The organism is Pseudomonas protegens (genome assembly GCF_003732485.1).
GTDB lineage: Bacteria > Pseudomonadota > Gammaproteobacteria > Pseudomonadales > Pseudomonadaceae > Aquipseudomonas > Aquipseudomonas protegens_B.
Map to the genome: position 1 here is coordinate 22,904 of NZ_MOAK01000050.1, position 1,800 is coordinate 24,703.

1 protein-coding gene and 1 pseudogene are annotated in these 1,800 nt (G+C 65.9%); one reads left to right on the top strand and one right to left on the bottom strand.

Annotation, left to right across the window (positions count from 1 at the left end):
- Positions 1-1,141, top strand: a pseudogene (locus BLX41_RS35200) (NAD-glutamate dehydrogenase); the annotation flags it as partial.
- A gap of 100 nt (positions 1,142-1,241) precedes the next feature.
- On the opposite strand, the gene BLX41_RS12460 reads toward BLX41_RS35200, so the two are convergent.
- A partial coding sequence (locus BLX41_RS12460; RefSeq protein WP_259744778.1) for an META and DUF4377 domain-containing protein occupies positions 1,242-1,800 on the bottom strand: 559 nt, incomplete at its 5' end.

Genomic DNA, 1,800 nt, shown 5'->3' on the forward strand with positions numbered 1-1,800 from the left:
GCGCCTGATGAGCGACCTGGAAGGCCGTGGCAAGCTGGACCGCGCCATCGAGTACCTGCCGACCGAGGAGCAGCTCACCGAGCGCGCCGCGACCGGCAAGGGCCTGACCCGTCCAGAGCTGTCGGTGCTGATTTCCTACAGCAAGATCGACCTCAAGGAAGCCCTGCTCAAGTCCCTGGTGCCGGATGACGATTACCTGACCCGTGACATGGAGACCGCGTTCCCGCCAAGCCTGGTGGCCAAGTTCTCCGAAGCCATGCGTCGCCACCGCCTGAAGCGCGAGATCGTCAGCACCCAGATCGCCAACGACCTGGTCAACCACATGGGCATCACCTTCGTGCAGCGCCTGAAGGAGTCCACCGGCATGAGCCCGGCGAACGTCGCCGGTGCCTACGTGATCGTGCGGGACATCTTCCACCTGCCGCACTGGTTCCGTCAGATCGAAGCCCTGGATCACCAGGTCTCGGCTCAGGTGCAACTGGAGCTGATGGACGAACTGATGCGTCTGGGCCGCCGGGCGACCCGCTGGTTCCTGCGCAGCCGGCGCAACGAGCAGGATGCCGCGCGCGACGTCGCGCACTTCGGTCCGCACCTGGCGGCGCTGGGCCTCAAGCTTGACGAGCTGCTGGAAGGCCCGACCCGCGAAGGCTGGCAGAACCGTTACCAGGCCTATGTCGAAGCCGGTGTGCCGGAGTTGCTGGCGCGCATGGTGGCAGGCACCACCCACCTGTACACCCTGCTGCCGATCATCGAAGCCGCTGACGTCACCGGTCAGAGCGCGGCCGATGTGGCCAAGGCCTACTTCGCCGTGGGCAGCGCCCTGGACCTGCCGTGGTACCTGCAGCAGATCAGCGATCTGCCGGTGGGCAACAACTGGCAGGCCCAGGCCCGTGAAGCCTTCCGCGATGACGTGGACTGGCAGCAACGGGCGATCACCATCAAGGTGCTGCAGATGGCCGATGCGCCGGACGACATGGAAGCCCGCGTGGCCCTGTGGCTGGAGCAGAACGCGAGCATGGCCGATCGCTGGCGCGCCATGATGGTGGAAATCCGTGCCGCCAGCGGCACTGACTACGCCATGTATGCCGTGGCCAACCGGGAACTGCTGGACCTGGCCATGAGCGGTCAGTCGGTGCTGTAACGGCCTGACCCCGCCCTGAACCAAAAAAGCCCCGTATCGTGCGATACGGGGCTTTTTTATAGCCTGCCGATTGTGTCGGCAAGCGGGGGCTGGGTGGCGCTTAGCCGGCCTTGGCCGAGGCGTCCTGCTCGACCACCATGTCCAGCACGTAGACCGTGGACGGGGCGTCGGCAGGTGGGTTCTTCCATTCGTATTGCTTGACCCGCAGCACGTTGCGCACGCCGTCCTGATGCTCGTAACCCTCGATGGACTGGTACAGCGGATGCCAGTTGTCCTGGGTCGGCAGTTGCAGGCCGGCGGCATCGTAGCGGCGCTCACGCACTTGCAGGCACTGGAAGTCGGGGATCAGCGGGTGGCTGCACTTGACGGTCTGGGCGGCCACTTCGAGGAAGCGGGTCTGGCCCTGGCTGCCGTAGCGGGTCTCGGGGGTGGGCTGGCCTTCGAACTTGAGCTGGGTGCCGTCCTGGGTGGTCAGTTGCAGGGTCGGCGTCGATTCGTCGCCGCCGAAGGTGGTGCGCAGGTCGCCCTTGAGCAGGCGGCCGACTTCGGCGTCCAGGGTCATCAGGCTTGGGTCGCAGGCCATCATGGTCGAGGCCAGGGGCTGCACCTTGAGCACGCCGTTTTCATACTGGAAGCCGCCGAACTGGCGGTTGCAGCCC